This is a genomic window from Planktophila turicensis (SeqCode), assembly GCF_965234405.1.
Lineage (GTDB): Bacteria > Actinomycetota > Actinomycetes > Nanopelagicales > Nanopelagicaceae > Planktophila > Planktophila turicensis.
This window is the reverse complement of the sequence record NZ_OZ248346.1, coordinates 1,365,702-1,380,873: the sequence shown is the minus strand read 5'-3', so window position 1 is coordinate 1,380,873 and position 15,172 is coordinate 1,365,702. Positions and strand designations below refer to the sequence as shown.

The 15,172-nt window shown below is 47.7% G+C and carries 18 protein-coding genes; 10 read left to right on the top strand and 8 right to left on the bottom strand.

Annotated features, from left to right (window positions below; translation table 11 throughout):
• Positions 1-278 precede the first annotated feature (278 nt).
• Genes rpmH through AC8GFK_RS07145 form a run of 8 tightly spaced genes read left to right on the top strand, consistent with a single transcriptional unit; the run spans position 279 to position 4,967 of the window.
• Complete coding sequence (rpmH, locus tag AC8GFK_RS07180) at positions 279-416, top strand: 50S ribosomal protein L34 (protein WP_095674151.1); 138 nt, start codon at positions 279-281, stop codon at positions 414-416.
• 25 nt (positions 417-441) lie between these two features.
• Entirely contained in the window at positions 442-798 is a 357-nt protein-coding gene (gene rnpA, locus AC8GFK_RS07175; RefSeq protein ID WP_506625193.1) for a ribonuclease P protein component, read from the top strand.
• Positions 798-1,070 (top strand): membrane protein insertion efficiency factor YidD, encoded by a 273-nt coding sequence (gene yidD / locus AC8GFK_RS07170; RefSeq protein ID WP_506625192.1) that lies wholly within the window; start codon positions 798-800, stop codon positions 1,068-1,070. The genes rnpA and yidD overlap by 1 nt, the downstream gene beginning before the upstream one ends.
• A complete protein-coding gene (gene yidC, locus AC8GFK_RS07165) occupies positions 1,070-2,002 on the top strand; it encodes a membrane protein insertase YidC (RefSeq protein WP_506625191.1) in 933 nt (310 codons plus the stop codon). The genes yidD and yidC overlap by 1 nt, the downstream gene beginning before the upstream one ends.
• Positions 2,003-2,053: 51 nt before the next feature.
• Positions 2,054-2,572, top strand: coding sequence for a Jag family protein (locus tag AC8GFK_RS07160; protein ID WP_506625190.1), 519 nt, complete (start codon positions 2,054-2,056; stop codon positions 2,570-2,572).
• Between the two features lie 6 nt (positions 2,573-2,578).
• A complete protein-coding gene (gene rsmG / locus AC8GFK_RS07155) occupies positions 2,579-3,169 on the top strand; it encodes a 16S rRNA (guanine(527)-N(7))-methyltransferase RsmG (protein WP_506625189.1) in 591 nt (196 codons plus the stop codon).
• A 29-nt stretch (positions 3,170-3,198) separates the two neighbouring features.
• Complete coding sequence (locus tag AC8GFK_RS07150; protein ID WP_506625188.1) at positions 3,199-4,101, top strand: ParA family protein; 903 nt, start codon at positions 3,199-3,201, stop codon at positions 4,099-4,101.
• Positions 4,101-4,967 carry a ParB/RepB/Spo0J family partition protein gene (locus AC8GFK_RS07145; RefSeq protein WP_506625187.1) on the top strand — a complete coding sequence of 289 codons (867 nt, stop codon included), beginning with the start codon at positions 4,101-4,103 and terminating at the stop codon, positions 4,965-4,967. Before AC8GFK_RS07150 ends, AC8GFK_RS07145 begins: the two co-directional genes overlap by 1 nt.
• A gap of 8 nt (positions 4,968-4,975) precedes the next feature.
• Here AC8GFK_RS07145 and AC8GFK_RS07140 read toward each other — a convergent pair whose 3' ends face one another.
• Genes AC8GFK_RS07140 through AC8GFK_RS07110 form a run of 7 tightly spaced genes read right to left on the bottom strand, consistent with a single transcriptional unit; the run spans position 4,976 to position 11,958 of the window.
• Complete coding sequence (locus AC8GFK_RS07140) at positions 4,976-6,235, bottom strand: aminotransferase-like domain-containing protein (protein WP_506625186.1); 1,260 nt, start codon at positions 6,233-6,235, stop codon at positions 4,976-4,978.
• 42 nt (positions 6,236-6,277) lie between these two features.
• Positions 6,278-7,279, bottom strand: a complete 1,002-nt coding sequence (locus AC8GFK_RS07135; protein WP_506625185.1) for an N-acetylmuramoyl-L-alanine amidase — start codon at positions 7,277-7,279, stop codon at positions 6,278-6,280.
• A 28-nt stretch (positions 7,280-7,307) separates the two neighbouring features.
• On the bottom strand, positions 7,308-7,631 hold the full coding sequence (gene trxA / locus AC8GFK_RS07130) for a thioredoxin (RefSeq protein WP_017955636.1): 324 nt from the start codon (positions 7,629-7,631) through the stop codon (positions 7,308-7,310).
• Positions 7,632-7,667: 36 nt separating this feature from the next.
• Positions 7,668-8,597: a thioredoxin-disulfide reductase gene (trxB, locus tag AC8GFK_RS07125; RefSeq protein WP_095674141.1), complete on the bottom strand. Its 930-nt coding sequence runs from the start codon at positions 8,595-8,597 to the stop codon at positions 7,668-7,670.
• Between the two features lie 27 nt (positions 8,598-8,624).
• On the bottom strand, positions 8,625-10,259 hold the full coding sequence (gene murJ / locus AC8GFK_RS07120) for a murein biosynthesis integral membrane protein MurJ (protein WP_506625184.1): 1,635 nt from the start codon (positions 10,257-10,259) through the stop codon (positions 8,625-8,627).
• Positions 10,256-11,350 carry a DUF6049 family protein gene (locus tag AC8GFK_RS07115; protein WP_506625183.1) on the bottom strand — a complete coding sequence of 365 codons (1,095 nt, stop codon included), beginning with the start codon at positions 11,348-11,350 and terminating at the stop codon, positions 10,256-10,258. Before AC8GFK_RS07115 ends, murJ begins: the two co-directional genes overlap by 4 nt.
• Positions 11,347-11,958, bottom strand: a complete 612-nt coding sequence (locus AC8GFK_RS07110) for an NUDIX hydrolase (protein ID WP_506625182.1) — start codon at positions 11,956-11,958, stop codon at positions 11,347-11,349. Before AC8GFK_RS07110 ends, AC8GFK_RS07115 begins: the two co-directional genes overlap by 4 nt.
• Before the next feature lie 32 nt (positions 11,959-11,990).
• Here AC8GFK_RS07110 and AC8GFK_RS07105 point away from each other — a divergent pair, with 32 nt between their 5' ends.
• The gene (locus AC8GFK_RS07105) at positions 11,991-13,439 is read left to right on the top strand and encodes a CCA tRNA nucleotidyltransferase (RefSeq protein ID WP_506625181.1); all 1,449 of its coding nucleotides are present in this window, start codon (positions 11,991-11,993) and stop codon (positions 13,437-13,439) included.
• On the opposite strand, the gene AC8GFK_RS07100 is transcribed toward AC8GFK_RS07105, so the two are convergent.
• A complete protein-coding gene (locus AC8GFK_RS07100; protein ID WP_506625180.1) occupies positions 13,423-14,700 on the bottom strand; it encodes an MFS transporter in 1,278 nt (425 codons plus the stop codon). The two genes, AC8GFK_RS07105 and AC8GFK_RS07100, sit on opposite strands and share 17 nt — an antisense overlap.
• Before the next feature lie 43 nt (positions 14,701-14,743).
• Between AC8GFK_RS07100 and AC8GFK_RS07095 the strand changes: the two genes are divergently transcribed.
• Positions 14,744-15,160 (top strand): DUF5318 family protein, encoded by a 417-nt coding sequence (locus AC8GFK_RS07095; RefSeq protein WP_095674136.1) that lies wholly within the window; start codon positions 14,744-14,746, stop codon positions 15,158-15,160.
• Positions 15,161-15,172 lie beyond the last annotated feature (12 nt).

Below are 15,172 nucleotides of genomic sequence, written 5' to 3'. Positions count from 1 at the left end.
TCCAAGCCCCCAGGTCTATCCACAAAGTTATCCACAGGCTGTGGTCTAAAGTAGGGGTTTAGCCTTACTTTTCGACCGATTTCGACGGATACCTGTGGAGAACCCGCAAAGTAGACCTCAAAGCGAGAAATAGCAAGTGGTTATCCACAACTTGAGACCCCTGAGGGGCTAGATCGCGAGTTTGACCCACACCTATCCACATCCTTACAGTTACCTCCTTGCTTCCCCCGTACTTATGACCCGATGGGCGTTTACGCCCCACAGATTTTGGAGTTCTCATGACAAAGCGCACCTTCCAGCCAAATACGCGTCGCCGCGCCAAGAAGCATGGCTTCCGCGCCCGCATGGCTACCCGTGCAGGCCGTGCAGTTCTTTCTGCTCGCCGCGCTAAGGGCCGCTCAAAGCTCTCAGCGTAAGGCTAAAGAGCGCACAGGATCTTTCGTGCTCCCCGTTGATGCACGTTTAACCTCAAGCTCAGATTTCGCTCGCGCAACTAAGAGCGGTATTCGAGTTACCTCACAACACTTCGTTGGATATTTGTACTTGCCCCCTGTCACAAATGAATCTTCTGCAAAATGCGGACTCATCATTAGCAAATCTGTTGGCGGATCAGTTAAGCGTCATCGCGTTGCTCGCAAAGTTCGTCACGCAGTTGCCCCAACAATTTCATCTCTTCCAACCGGTTCCCTTCTAGTTATCCGTGCACTTGGACAAGATGGCGATTCAAATATTGAAACCGAAATCACTGAGTTGATTTCAAAGTTGATTTCCCGCTCTGAAAAGGTGGCGGCGAAGTAATGAGAAGAGTATTTACTCTGTTGATTCGCGGATATCAGGTGGCGACATCTAATTTCGCACCGCGCTGTAAGTACTACCCATCATGTTCAAACTATGCGATCACAGCAATCGGTCGCTACGGAGTAAAAGGTTTAGCTATGGCTGCATGGCGCATTGTGCGATGCAATCCATGGTCACAAGGTGGTGTTGATTATGTCGATGCGCACCTTGATTCTGCAGATGTAAAGAACTTACTTTCAGATAATAAAAAAGAAGTGGTGGGCGCTAACTAATGGGCTTTATTCTCAATCCTCTCTACAACATCGTCTCTGGCGTTATTGTCTTCATTCACAAACTTCTTTCACCAGTCTTTGGTTCAAACTCAGGTGTTACTTGGTCACTTTCAATCATGGGACTCGTTGTCATCATCCGAATCATTTTGATCCCACTCTTCGTGAAGCAGATCAAGAGCCAGCGCGCTCTTACAGCTCTGCAACCACATATGAAAGAGATTCAGAAGAAGTACAAAGATGATCGCCAGAAGCAATCAGAAGAGATGATGAAGCTCTACAAAGAGCATAAGACAAATCCACTTGCATCATGTTTCCCAATTCTTGCCCAGGCACCAATCTTCTTCGCGCTCTTTACAGTTCTTAATGGAATTGCGGCAAAGACTGATGAAGGTGTTTCTGCACCAATCGCTCGCGGATTCCTTAAGGGTGAATATCTCGACAGCGCAGCGCAGGCAACATTCTTCGGTGCAAAGATTTCAGAGAGCTTCCTTGGATCAACTGAACTCACTGTAAAGATTGTGACTGTTCTACTTATTATCTTTATGTCTGCGACAACCTTTACAACTCAGCGTCAGTTGATGGTTAAGGGAATGCCAAAGATGGATGCATCAAACAATATGATGTTGCAGCAGCAGAAAATCATGTTGTATTTATTCCCAGTAATTTTCGCGATCTCAGGTGTGAACTTCCCTGTTGGTGTTTTGATTTACTGGTCGACAACAAACCTTTGGACTTGGGGTCAGCAGTACTACGTCATTAAGCGAAACCCAACGCCAGGATCTCCCGCCTACGAAGAGCTGCAGCGAAAGCGCGCTGCGAAGGCCAAGGCAGATGGAAATGAAGCAGAAGGAATTGACTCAACTGAAGGTGCTGAGGCACCAGAGGTCCAGGGGCAACGACAACAACCAAAGAAGAAAAAGAAGAAGAAGTAATTCGGACAATTAGTATTAATAACGCTTTAATTAGGACAAAGGGGGCATCAGATGCCAGAAGTAACTGAAGTTGTAGAAGGAACCGAAGAGAAGGTCGCCAAGGCTCCAAAGAGCGTGGCAAAGCTTGAGGAAGAGGGCGATATCGCCGCTGATTACCTTGAGGGCCTACTTGATATCGCCGATCTCGATGGAGATATCGATATCGATGTTGAAAACGGTCGCGCCTCACTCGCAATCGTCGGTGGCAAGCTCAAACACCTCGTCGGCAACGATGGAGATGTCCTTGATGCGATCCAAGAGCTCACACGCCTAGCTGTTCAGACTTCAACAGGGGACCGCAGCCGCCTAATGCTCGATATCGATGGATTCCGCGCTGGCCGCCGTAAGGAACTTACCGCTCTCGCTGAGAAGATGGCTGAGCAGGCGAAGACCACGGGTAGCTCAATCAAGCTCGATCCAATGAACGCTTTTGAGCGCAAGATCATCCACGACACAATCCAGACTTTGGGCTTAACTTCCGAATCAGATGGCGAAGATCCAAACCGCTTCGTCGTTATCTACCCAGCGTAGTTTCACGTGGAACATTCAGTAGAGGGGCTAGTCGGCCGCTACTTTCCAGAGCGCGAAGCTGAGATTCGCGCCTATGCCGAATTCCTTGTCACCGCCGGAATTGAGCGTGGCCTCATTGGGCCTCGCGAGGGCGAGCGCATCTGGGATCGCCATATCTTTAACTGCCTCCATGTAACGACCCTTCTACCGCAGGGAGCATCCCTCTTTGATATCGGTTCAGGGGCAGGTCTTCCTGGAATCGTCATCGCTCTGGCCCGCCCAGACCTCAAAGTCACGCTCATTGAACCTCTAGAGCGCCGGGTTGAGTTCCTCAAAGAGGCAACTGCAGGGACTGAGATTGAAGTTATCCGTGGCCGTGCTCAGGATGTAAAGAAGACAGCTGATTTTGTCACCGCCCGCGCCGTTGCCCCGCTTGAGAAGTTGAAGAAGATGAGCTGGCATATGGTCAAGACCAATGGCGCCCTCCTTGCAATGAAGGGGGAAGGGGCTGCCGCTGAGATGGCGGGCATGAAGAATGCCAAGCTTCACGAGATTGATCTTGAGGGAGTGGGCTTGGGACGTATCGTCGAGCTCCGCAAAGGAACACCCGTTTCTTAAGGGGAACCTTTAGTGCTTAGATTGCCCACATGTCGGGCGATGATTCACGTGAAACCAAAGTCGTAGGCGTCCGCCGTCTCAAAGAGGCGATGGCTAAGCCAACCTCAACCCGCATCTTCACCGTCGCCAACCAGAAGGGCGGGGTAGGTAAGACCACCACCACCGTCAATATCGCAGCCGCCATGGCTATGGGGGGCCTTCGAGTCCTCGTTATCGATCTTGATCCACAGGGCAACGCATCGACCGCCCTTGGCGTTGAACATCGTGATAGCGCCGGTGTGTATGAAGTTTTGATGGGTAGCGCGCAGATGTCTGAAGTTGTTCAGAAAGTTGCAGGCTTTCCTGTTCTTGATTGTGTTTCATCAAATACATCGCTTGCAAATGCTGAAATCAATTTAGTTTCAATGGTTGCACGCGAACTGCAATTGAAAGAAGCAATTGATTCAATCTCAGTTAATTACGATTATGTTTTTATTGATTGCCCACCATCACTTGGTTTATTAACTATCAATGCATTTGCGGCATCGAAAGAGTTGTTAATTCCAATTCAAACTGAGTACTACGCACTCGAAGGTTTGTCACAACTTCTTGAAACATATGGCGTTGTTAAGAAACGTTTGAATCCATCACTCAACCTTTCAACAATTGTCTTAACAATGTTTGATTCACGTACCCGTCTATCAAATGATGTTGCAGCAAATGTTCGCTCGCACTTCCCGAATGAACTTATTGATATTCCAATTCCCCGTGCAGTGCGCGTATCTGAAGCTCCTTCGTATAACCAGACTGTTATGACTTACGATCCACTTTCACCTGGAGCAATTGCGTATATGCAGGTTGCGCGCGAAATTGCTGAACGCGGCAAGGCGAAAGATGAAGTTGTCTTTGATTCAAATGTTGTCAGCATTAATTACAAAGGTGGAATCGCATAATGGCAGTCAAGCGCGGCGGACTCGGAACAAATCTTGATTCACTGATTCCAACATCTCTAACTGTTGCCGGAACAGAAGTTGCACAACAGAATGAAATTCCTGTTAACCAGATTTTTCCTAACCCACGTCAGCCACGTACAGTCTTTGATGAGACTGCACTCAATGAATTAATCGCATCGATTAAATCAATTGGAATTTTGCAACCACCTGTTGTCCGTAAAGTTTCTGAAAACAAGTACGAACTCATTATGGGAGAGCGTCGCTTCCGCGCAGCAAAGGCAGCGGGTTTAACTTCAATTCCTGTCATTATTCGCCAGACTCCAGATAACGAGTTATTACGCGAAGCTTTGATTGAAAATATCCACCGCAGCAATCTCAACCCACTTGAAGAAGGTGCTGCATATGCACAACTTCTTACCGACTTTGGCTGCACACATGATGAACTTGCACTCAAGCTCGGCCGTTCACGCCCACTGATTTCAAACACAATTCGTTTACTTAATCTGCCAGATGCTGTGCAGCGCAGAGTTGCTGCTGGAGTAATTTCTGCAGGACATGCGCGTGCACTTTTGGGACTTACGGATTCAGCCGATATTGAAAAACTTGCTTCACGTATCGTCGCTGAAGGTTTATCAGTACGCGCAGTTGAAGAGATCATTGCAACGATGAAGCCATCGACTAAAACAACAAAGAAGTCTTCTGTTAAGGGCGTATCAGGTGCGGGGCTAGCGGCTGCAGAACTATTGAGCGATTACCTCGATACACGGGTGAACGTGGAGACAGGTAAGGGCAAAGGCAAGATTGTTATTGAATTTGCAGGCAGCGAAGATCTTCAGCGCATCGTTGATTTAATCGAAGGTAAGTAAGAGAAAAATTAATTAAGCGCTGTACCGCGGCGCTTCATCTCTTGCTTAATTACTCCACCAAGAGCCTTTACGCCTTCACGAATTCTTTCTGGTGTTGGGTGGCAATATGAAAGACGCATCGACCAAGAACCAAGTCCATCTGCATAGAAGGCATTTCCTGGAACGTAAGCAACCTTTGCAACAATCGCCTTTGGCATCAGAGCCTTTGTATCGATTTCAGCAGGAAGATTGACCCAGACATAGAAACCGCCACCAGGCTTTGTCCATGTTGCTTCCATTGGGAAATGTTGCTCAAGGGACTCCAACATCGCATCGCGGCGGACCTTATAGAGCTCGCAGAAGCTTGCAATCTGATCGCGCCATGGCTGATCAGCTAAATAACTAGAAATTGTTAGCTGTGTGAAGTTTGATGGACACAAGATTGATGACTCAGACGCAATGACTAACTTATCCTTCAAAGATTGTGGAACAAGCGCCCAGCCCACACGAAGTCCTGATGCGATTGTCTTTGAGAATGAGCCTAAATAGATGACGTTCTCTGAATCTTCAGCGCGCATCGCATTCGGTGATGGTTTATCGAAGCCCAGTAGGCCGTAAGGGTTATCTTCAACGACGAAAATTTCTGCTTCGCGACAGATATTTAAGATTTCTGTGCGGCGATCTGCAGGAAGGCAGACTCCTGTTGGATTTTGGTAATTCGGAATCAAATACAAGAACTTAATCTTGCGACCAGCTGCACGAACGCTCTTAATTGCGGCGCGCAGTGAATCAGGAATCATTCCATCGTGATCCATCTCGACGTGAACAACAGATGCTTCGTATTGGCGGAATGTTCCGAGAGCGCCGACATATGAAGGTGCTTCAACAAGAACAACGTCGCCTGGATCGATAAAGATGCGTGAAATAAGGTCGAGAGCTTGCTGCGAACCAGTTGTTACAACAATGTCATCAGCATTTGCGCGAATACCTTCGAGCGCCATGACATCGCAGATTTGTTCGCGAAGTTTTGGATGTCCTTGACCGCTTCCATATTGAAGTGCTTCAGAGCCGTTGGTAAGAATAAGTTCGTTAACAACGCCAGCCATCATCTCCATTGGAAGTGCTGAAAGATTTGGCATTCCACCTGCGAGTGAAACGATTTCAGGGCGTGACGCGACAGCAAAGAGGGCGCGAATTTCAGAAGGCAACATTCCGGCGGCTCGCGCAGCAAATCTCGTTTCGAGATGTTGTGGAGCACCAGTTTGATAGCGAATTGAAATATCGGACATAGGTAGAAGTCTCCCACAAACCTTTAGAAGGTTGTGCGCTGATTAGCGGCGAATACCTGCGCTACGTAGGTCTGAAATTCGAAGCGTTCCGGTCTTTGCATCATCTTCAGCAGCTAAATAGAGGCGCTGAATCGCAATAACGAAACTTTCGGCGACGGTATCGCGGAAATCAGGGCGGGCAAGTCGCGCGGCATCGCCTTCATTGGTTGCATAACCAAGATCTACTCGAACAGCTGGCGCCTTTGTAAGACGGAGTGAATCCCAGGTCTTGGCATGGGTGCGGCAGTTAAGGAAATCGGTACGCGCGCAAATTTCGCGCTGTACAAGGGATGCAAAACGTTCGCCCACAATTGAGTGCACACCATGCTGATCGCTGCCATAAAAGAAGGTAGCAACGCCACGCGCAGATGGATTTGAATAGTGATCAACGTGAAGTGAGATCAAAAGATCTGCGCCATTTTGATTAGTGAATGAGATTCGTTCTGCTTCTGTTGGATTGTTATGAGCACCGCGAGTTAAGAAGACACTGGCGCCGAGTGCAAGTAAACGACCTTCTAGGCGCTGCGCAATGTCATAAACAATCTCTGCTTCATATTCATTTGATGCAGGATCAATAACAATTACTTTGTTTGCAAGTGCTGGTCCGCGATTTTTCTGCGCTGCACTTTCGCGAAGCGCGCCAGGTGCACCACCAGAGACAATCTTTGTAAGTCGAAGGAGTGCGATGATTGTTGCTGGACCGCACTTGCCATCAACCCTAACACCGACAGATTGTTGAAACTCCTTAACTGCAGCTTCGGTCATCTCACCAAAGATTCCATCAACACGACCGCAGTTGAAACCCATCTCAGTCAGACGTGATTGCAACGCAGCTACATCATCACCGCGCATCATCGGAGAGTTCAGTAGATAGAGAGAGCGATCTCCAAGTTTCCAGCGCGACTCATCGAGTGCGCGAATTGTGGCGTCGTTAAGTTCGCCAGTTACATGGAGGCCACGTTCTTGTTGGAAAGAGCGAATCTCGTCGGGAGACATCTCTTTCATAAATTAATCCGTCCCGTGAGGGCGTTGATTAAATGAAGCCTTCGAGCTCTTTGAGAAGAGCTGGCTTTGGCTTTGCACCGATGATTGTCTTAACAACTTCACCGTTGACATAAACATTGAGCATTGGAATTGATGTAACTCCATACTTAATAGCGATTGCTGACTCTTCATCAGTATTGAGCTTTACGATCTTGAGCTTGTCGCCGTGTTCGGCTGCAATGTCATCAAGGATTGGAGCGATTGCGCGGCAAGGTCCGCACCATTCAGCCCAGAAATCAACCAAAACTGGTGTGCTGCTCTTTAGTACAACCTGATCGAAATCAGCTGCTGTGACCTTAGTTGGTGCGCTCATCGTTACTCCTATTTGTTTTGTATGACAGTTAGATTACTAGTGGGATAAGAATTTTTCAGCGTCTAGAGCCGCCTGGCATCCAGAACCTGCTGCAGTAATTGCCTGACGGTAGGTGTGATCCACCAAGTCGCCACATGCGAAGACTCCAGAAAGATTTGTTCGGGTTGAACGCCCTTCGACCTTTACATAACCCTCGTCATCGAGAGTTACAGAAGATGTAACAAGTTCAGAGCGCGGAATATGCCCGATTGCGACGAAGAGTCCTGTGAAATCTCGCTTTGAGACTTCGCCGGTCTTTGTATTACGAAGTTCAAGTGCTTCAACCTTTTCAGCACCCAAGACATCAATAACTTCGGTATCCCACAACATTTCCAGCTTTGGATTAGCGAATGCGCGCTCTTGCATGATCTTTGATGCGCGAAGTTCATCGCGACGGTGAATCAATACAACTTTGCTTGCAAACTTAGTAAGGAATGTTGCTTCCTCAACTGCAGAGTCTCCGCCACCAACGACAGCAATTGTTTGATCGCGGAAGAAGAAACCATCGCAGGTTGCACACCATGAAACACCGCGACCAGATAGGCGCTTCTCGTTCTCAAGACCAATTTCACGGTAAGCAGATCCCATCGCAAGGATGACAGCTTTTGCCTGAACGGTATTTCCTGAACCATCTTTAATAATCTTGATATCGCCAGTTAAATCCATTTCAACAACATCATCAGTAATGAGTTCAGCACCAAAACGCTTTGCTTGCTTACGCATGTTGTCCATGAGATCCGGACCCATGATGCCGTCGATAAATCCTGGGAAGTTTTCAACTTCAGTGGTGTTCATAAGTGCACCACCAGCAGTAACAGAACCTTCATAGATGACTGGGTTTAACTGCGCGCGAGCTGCATAAATTGCAGCTGTGTAACCGGCAGGACCTGATCCAACAATGACGAGTTCGCGTACTTCAGTGCTCATGAGCGGACAATACCGCGCGTAGGTCGCTTAATTCTTGCGACGACGTTGCAAGACGGATGTGGCGAAGCCTCTAAGGCCTGCGATTTCACTCACTTTCAGAGCTCTTGCGCAGAGTAGGTATGCCAAGCCGCTTCCGCCCAGAACAAAGGCGAGACGAATAATGCGCATCACCAGTGTTGTGTCGTCATATGCCCAGTTGAAGTATTGGGCGATTGCAAAGAATGGAACCATGCCAATGAGTGAGGCAAGCAAGAGGCGACCATGTTGTGAAGCAAATTCGCTTACCTGCAGGCGCCCTACATGTTTCTTCAAAAGCGAGATCGTAATAAATAGACCGACGATATAGCTGATTGAGAATGCAATACCTAAGCCAACGGTGACCCAGTTGCTATCAAGGGTTTCCAGGAAGAGATACGAAAGTGCGACAGAGATGATGTTGATGATGACAATTGATGTCACCTGAGTCTTGGTATCTTCAAATGCGTTAAAGCCACGAATGAGAATTAAGTTAATTGAGAATGCAACAAGACCCAAGCTCAGTGCTGAAAGAACAAAGCCGATATAGCGAGCATCATCAAGACTAACGCCCATATAAAGAGCTTCTGTCATCAACGGACCAAAGAGAAGAAGAGCAACAGCGCTTGGAACAGTAACAACGCCAACCATGCGAATAGCGCGAATCAACTGTTTGCGAACTTCTTCAACATTATTTGCAATAGCAAGTTTTGAAAGATGTGGAAGAAGTGCGGTAACAATCGAAATTGTCACAATCGAATATGGAAGAAGCATGATGTAGTACGCACTTGTATATGGCGTAAAACCAACACCTGTTGTAATTCCAGCTTGTGCGCTTCGAACCGCTGCACTTGTGGCAACGTTTACTGTGACGAGATAACCAAGTTGCGATACAAGTACATAAACAAGAGTCCAACCCGCAAGGCCAAATGATTTTCCAAGGCCCTTAACGCCAAACATTGGGCGCAAGTGAATTCCTGATCGCTTCACAACCGGAATCAAAATGAGCGCTTGAACGACAACTCCGAGGGTGGTTCCCCATCCAAGAAGCTGCACCTGAAGGTCGGTAATCGTGCCGATTTCAATGGCGCGCTGTGTAAGAAGAATGGCGGCAAAGACCACAATAACCACGAGGTTATTGGCGATTGGCGCCCACATAAGGGGTGCAAATGAGCCTCGCGCATTGGCTACTTGGCCCAGCATGGTGAATAAACCAAGGAAGAAAATTTGAGGCAGGCAGTAACGAGTAAATGCAATCGCGATTTCGCGTTCTGTTTCAAAACCTGGCGTTGAGAATTCAGGTGCATAGAGACGAACTAAAGCTGGTGCAAAGAGAACACCAACTAAGACAAGAAGGAAGAGAATTCCAGAGATTGTTGTCACCAGGCGAGAAGCGAAACCATGTCCGCCATCTTCATCTGAAAACGAACGAACGAGCTGCGGAACGAAGATCGCTGTGAGCGCACCACCGACAAGTAAGTTATACAAAATATTAGGCATTGTGTTTGCCACGTTGTAGGTATCTGCCAAGAGCGCAGTACCAAGAACAGCAACTGCCAACAATGCGCGAATAAATCCAGTGATTCGAGAAAGGATTGTTCCTATCGCCATGATTCCTGATGCGCGGAAGAGCTCGTGATTCTTCACTTACGAGACCTCCTGACGCGTCGGACAGATTGCGTTACAGCGCCCATAAAGAGTAGAACTGCGGCGCCCGTTGTAAACCATGCAACACGCGAATCAATAATGGTGGCAGTCAGATGAAGCTTGGAAACTTCGCCAACTAACTGGCCTTTAAAGTTCATGAGTTGTGCCAGAACAAGAGTGGATCCGGGTGCAATCACATCGACAGCGAGAAGAATTTGCTGGCGTGATTTTGGAGCAATAGTGATGTTATTGAGATTCTCGATCTGAATACGTGAATTCATTGGAATCAGGGAAACGTTTACGACGGCTGCAGTATCAAAGTTATTTACTAAAGTAATCGGCAACTTAGCTTCAGTTGTTGTAATTTGATAACGACCAGGAATCACCTTTAAGCGCCCAGCCATCTTCTTTACAGCTATCTTCTCGTTATATGTAAAGAATGCCTGTTCATCTTTTGTAAGAATTGGATTCATAACAACTGCAAGGCGTGCACGTAAATCTGTAATCTCTTCTGAAGAGACTATGGTCGAGAGCCCAGTAAGTAACCTGCGATTTTGTGTGTAGCTGCTGATGAATTGATCGCTCAGGCGTGAAACTCCTGTGCCCCAACCATTTTGAGCGACAACCGGGCGATTTAACGCCGTTTCGAGAAAATCTTGAGCGTACTGTGAATAAAACTTTAACTCACTCGGAGCAATGCTCTTGAGCAACTTTTCATCAGGGTTACCGAAAGGAAGTGCAACAACAGTATTTCGCACAGTGACAAATTTGAGCTGCGCTAACCAATTCTTTGCAACGATTTCTCCGACGAGATCTTCTTTACCTGCATACGAATAACCATCAGCCATATCAAGGACTTCTTTGATGAGAGCTGCATCGATTACATATGTGCGTGAAGAAAGCGGCTGATCAAAAATTAGCTTTCCAAGTTTTCCGGCAGGAAGTAAGTTGGTTGCTAACTCATTATTACGAAATTCGCCTGCAAAGTTGGTATGTGGTTTATCAACAATTCTTGTTACCGGAGTATCAGCTTGTGCAGGTGGAGAGATAAGAAAAGCTGATGCAAAGAGGGCAACAAGAAGTTTCTTCACAGTGAACTCAACTCTTGCGTTGCTTGCGTGCGAGAAATCAACTTCTTCTCATCGGGATATGCCAACTTCTCAATAATCTCTGAAAGTGGGAACCACGCAACTTCATCAACTTCAGTCTCTTGTGCCGCTAGCAACCCACCGCTTTCACGGAAGAGATAGTGATGAACAGTTTTATGAATTCGTTTTCCACCAGCCATAAACCAGAAATCAATCACGCCGAGAGATTTCTCAATCACGGATTCAATGCCGGTCTCTTCTTGAACTTCGCGAAGAGCGGCTTGTTCAGGAGTTTCACCTTCTTCAATGTGGCCCTTAGGTAGCGACCAGAGGATGCGCTTTCCGGTTTGATCTTTCTGATCGCGACGACCAATTAGAAGGCCAAGCTTTCCTGTTGTATCAACGACAAGTCCGCCGGCGCTGACTTCATCAACGCGCTTTGCATAGGGCGGTTTTGGTTTGGTCGACTTCGCCGCAGGTTTTGGGGTCTGCGCAGAAGCGGGGGTGGATGCGGTCGCTAAATTCTGAGATTGCGGAGAGCGATTAGCTGGGCGCCTGCGCCTGCGTTTCTTTTTCGTACCTTCGCTGCCCGCACTAGGTGCCGGGATCATGAAGTAAGAGTACGCGACTACGCTTATCTATTGTGAGCGTTGAGAAGGTTAATTTAGGAGCCGCCGGAGAACTGGCTATTCGCTCCCTCATTGAACGGGCCCCTCTGGCCAGCTCTCTCGCTGAAGCATTTAAGAAAGAGGGATTCCGCCTCGCACTCGTTGGCGGACCAGTGCGCGACGCAATTCTCGGTCGCCTCGGAAACGATTTAGATTTCACAACAGATGCGCACCCACATCAGACAAAGAAGATTTTGAAATCGTGGGCAGATAACGTCTGGGATACCGGAATACTTTTTGGAACTGTTGCCGGAAAACGGGGCGATACAACTGTTGAGGTAACTACATATCGCACCGAAAAGTATGAAGAGAATTCGCGCAACCCCGATGTTGAATTCGGTGACACTATTGAAGGCGATCTATCGCGTCGCGATTTCACTGTCAATTCGATGGCGCTCGAACTTACAGGTGCAAAACCAGAATTCATTGACCCATTTGATGGCCTTGGCGATTTAGCAAAACGCGTACTGCGAACACCATCGATTGCAACGCAATCATTTAGCGACGATCCGCTTCGTATGATGCGCGCTGCTCGTTTTGCCAGCCAACTTGGTTTTGACATTGATTCCGAAGTTACTGAAGCGATGACTTCGATGGCGAGCCGTATCTCAATTATCTCTGCAGAACGTGTGCGCGATGAATTTGTTAAATTGTTAATGTCTGACCGACCACGAATCGGAATTACAATTTTAGTCGACACAGGCCTTGCCGATTTAGTTGTGCCTGAAATTCCTAAGTTGCGACTTGAGATTGATGAACATCATCACCATAAAGATGTCTACGAACATTCGATTACAGTTCTTGAACAAGCTATTTCACAAGAAGAACGTTTGGGCGGACCAAACCTTGTTATTCGTTTAGCTGCGCTACTTCACGATATTGGAAAGCCAAAGACACGTAACCTGCTTGAAGGTGGCGGAGTCTCCTTCCATCACCACGAAGTAGTTGGTTCACGCCTTTCCAAGAACCGCATGAAGGCGCTGCGCTTTGATAATGACACAATCGAAGCTGTTGAAACCCTTGTCGCTCTTCACCTTCGCTTCCATGGATACGGCGATGGCGAATGGACTGATTCAGCTGTACGCCGATATGTGCGCGATGCAGGTGATTTACTTGTGCATTTACACGTTCTTACACGCGCAGATTGCACCACACGAAATGCCAAGAAAGCCGATCGTTTAGCTCGCACTTACGATGGGCTTGAAGCGCGCATCGCAAAACTTTCTGAAGAGGAAGAGCTTTCCAAGATTCGCCCCGACCTTGATGGTGCGCAAGTGATGTCGTTGCTTGGAATCAAACCATCTGCAGATGTTGGAAAAGCCTTGGATTTCTTGATGGAACTTCGCATGGAAAATGGTCCACTCGGTGAAGAACGCGCAACTGAAGAGTTAATTCAGTGGTGGAAGGCTAGACGCCACCCTTAAGAAAGAACTTTGCAGGTCGCAATACAACGGCTGCAACAAAGGCCCACGCAATTGCAATCAACAGTGGCAGCACCCAGGTATCTCCACTTAGCGGCAAGATCCATGCTGCAATGAGTGCGCCGGTAACGATTGCACCATTTACTAATACGTCATAGACGGCGAAGACGCGACCACGAAATACATCATCAATCTTTGATTGCACGAGTGCATCATTTGTCACTTTCAAACTCTGGCCGCAGAGCGCTGTAAAGAATGCAGTCATTGCAAGCAGAACTGGTGTGCGGTCAATGACGAGAATAAGAGCGCTCAGACTTGCTGCTGCAATTGAGAAACGCATCCAACGATGGCGACCAATCTTTCTCACACCATAAGGCGCAAGAATTGCGCCAATCACAAATCCCACCGCAGCAATTGTCAGGGTGACACTTAAACCTGCAAGACCTGCTTCGCTATCTGCAGGATCGTTAAAGGTATTTCGTTCTAATAAGAGCGCAGTCAATGTAAATGCAGTCAGCCCACCACGATGAACAGCGATTGCGGCAATGCCACGAGCTGCATCTGCGTGTTCTTTAAGAAACTTAAACCCATCGCGCATTTCGCGTAAGCCTTGGGTAAAACTTCCGCGAACAACTTCGTGTGGGCGCGGGCCGATCTCATCCTTATGCAGAAGTGAGGCAAGGATTGCGGCGCAGAAGAAACCAAGAGAACCAACGAGAATAATGATGGCATCAGCCTTATCGGCAGAGGCGCTGGCATCGAGAAGTCTGCGAATTCCAAGTCCAATACCGCCACCCAGAACAACCCAAACGGAACCACCTGTGACAGCAAGTGCGTTTGCCGAAATAAGAGTATTGGGTGGAACCATCAAAGGAATTCCTGCAGATAAACCCGCAAGAATTAAACGATTTACACCAAATGCAATGAGAACAAAGATTGTAATTTCAACGCCGGTGTAATCATTAAACATAAGGAATGCGATAACAATGAGAGTTGCTGAACGTGTCAGGTTCGCAAAGAGAATTGCACGCTGACGTGAGAAGCGATCAAGAACTGTTCCAACAAATGGACCAACTATTGAATAAGGAAGCAGAACAACTGCAAAGGCAACTGCAGCGTTGACTGCACTTGCCTGTCTCTCTGGTGAGAAGAGAATGAATGAGGCAAGTGCGCTCTGAAAAATTCCATCCGTTAATTGACCGGTCCAGCGAACGCGCAGCAGGCGAATCAGCTTTGAATCGCGAATAAGCCCAGCAAAGTTCATACGAGAAGCGTAGTTAAGGAAAGAGGATTATTCTTCTCCTGCTATGAAAACAAAGCGCGGGTTCATCGACTATTCACTTGATAAGCGTGCAACCCTGCTCGCGCTCTTTCGTGGCGTTGTCGATGCCTGCGATGCCGACCCTTATTTGATGCGTGCGGCTAAGTACCACGGTGAGAAAGCAGATAGAAAGTGTCCGGTCTGCAAGAAGGATTCACTCGTTGAGCTTCGTTACACCTTTGGCGATCAGCTCGGCCAGTTCTCAGGTCGCATCAAGAATGGCGATGAGTTAAATGAGATGGAATCAGAATTCGGTGAATTCTCTGTCTATGTCGTTGAGGTTTGTCGCGAATGTTCCTGGAATCACCTCTGCTCCACATACTTATTAGGTGATGGGCGCGAGCGTAAAGCGCCACGTAAACAGCGAACACTTGAAGATGAGGACTTTGCTTCGCTGAAGTAGCTGTAATTCAGC